Here is a 1,794-nt window from a genome sequence, read left to right as displayed (position 1 = left end):
CGGGGCTAATGGCGAGAAGAACAACATCACCGTCCTGCGCATGATCCTCGAGGCGATGGGCCGCGACCCCGAGGACTTCGACTGGGTCGCCGACCGCCCCGGCCACGACCGCCGCTACGCCATCGACTCCACCAAGCTCCAGCGCGAGCTGGGCTGGAGGCCGGCGCACACCGACTTCGCCGAGGGGCTGAAGGCCACCATCGACTGGTACGTCGAGAACGAGTCCTGGTGGCGCCCGGCCAAGGAGGCCACCGAGGCCCGTTACCGCGCACAGGGCCAGTAGGCCACACCCCGGCGAAGCGCACCGCGGGGCGCCCGCGCGGGGCCGCAGGGCATGGGGATGATCCTGCGGCCCCGCGCGGGCGCCTTCGCCGTTTCAACCTCTTCGATAGGAGCTTTTCCCATATGGCAGACATCGCATTCGAGAAGGACCTCTCCGTCGCCGAGACCGGCATCGAGGGCCTCAAGGTCGTCGACCTCGCCGTCCACGGCGACTCGCGCGGCTGGTTCAAGGAGAACTGGCAGCGCGCCAAGATGACCGCCCTGGGCATCCCGGACCTCAGGGTCGTCCAGAACAACATCTCCTACAACGACAGCCGCGGCGTCACCCGCGGCATCCACGCCGAGCCCTGGGACAAGTTCATCTCCGTGGCGCGCGGCAGCGTCTTCGGCGCCTGGGTGGACCTGCGCGAGGGCAGCGAGACCTACGGGAAGGTGTTCACCTGCACGCTCGACCCGTCCAAGGCCATCTACGTCCCGCGCGGCGTGGGCAACTCCTTCCAGGCCCTGGAGGACGGCACCGCCTACACCTACCTGGTGGACGCCCACTGGTCCCTCGAGCTCAAGAAGACCTACACCTTCGTGAACCTCGCCGACCCCGAGCTCGCCATCGAGTGGCCGATCCCGCTCGATGAGGCCACCGTCTCCGAGGCCGACCTCAACCACCCGATGCTCAGGGACGTCGTCCCCATGGCGCCCAAGAGGACGCTCGTCACCGGCTGCAACGGCCAGCTGGGCCATGCTGTGCGCAGGCTGGCGGAGGAGCGCGGCGTCGCCAAGGACTTCGACTTCTGCGACATCGACACCTTCGATATGTCAGACCCGGACGCCTACACACAGTACGACTGGTCGCTCTACGGCACCGTGATCAACTGCGGCGCCTACACCGCCGTGGACAGGGCGGAGACCGCCGAGGGCCGCGCGACCGCCTGGAAGGCCAACGCGACCGGCCCCGCCCTCCTCGCCCGCACATGCTCTGATCACGGGATCACCCTCGTCCACGTGTCCAGCGACTACGTCTTCGACGGCACCGCCGAGGTGCATGACGAGGACGAGCCCCTCAGCCCGCTGTCCGTCTACGGCCAGACCAAGGCCGCCGGCGACATCGCCGTGGCCGGGTGCCCGCGCCACTACATCATGCGCTCCAGCTGGGTCATCGGCGAGGGCCGCAACTTCGTCAAGACGATGAAGGGCCTGTCCGACCGCGTCGCCGACCCCGAGGACGGGCTCGAGCAGGTCACGGTCGTCGACGACCAGCTGGGCCGCCTGACCTTCACGCGCGACATGGCCGAGGCCATCTTCCACGTGCTGGGGACGCACGCCCCCTACGGCACCTATAACTGCACCGGCTCCGGCACCGTCAAGTCCTGGGCCGACATAGCCCGCGCCGTCTTCGAGGCCGCCAACGGCAACGGGGACAGGGTCGTGCCGGTATCGACCGCCGACTACTACGCGAGCGCCGAGGGCCCCGTCGCCCCGCGCCCGGTCCACTCCGCGCTCGACCTGTCCAAGCTC

At 69.0% G+C, this 1,794-nt stretch carries 1 protein-coding gene and 1 pseudogene; both read left to right on the top strand.

Going from position 1 to position 1,794, the window contains the following annotated elements:
* Positions 1-283 (top strand): annotated as a pseudogene (locus tag AAAX75_RS10020) (dTDP-glucose 4,6-dehydratase); the annotation flags it as partial.
* A 122-nt stretch (positions 284-405) separates the two neighbouring features.
* A partial coding sequence (locus tag AAAX75_RS10015; RefSeq protein ID WP_349092071.1) for a sugar nucleotide-binding protein occupies positions 406-1,794 on the top strand: 1,389 nt, incomplete at its 3' end.

Origin of the sequence: Collinsella sp. CLA-ER-H7 (assembly GCF_040092345.1) — a bacterium.
Classification (GTDB): Bacteria; Actinomycetota; Coriobacteriia; order Coriobacteriales; family Coriobacteriaceae; genus Collinsella.
The sequence above is the reverse complement of the archived record's forward strand: the minus strand, read 5'-3'. Positions and strand labels throughout refer to the sequence as shown.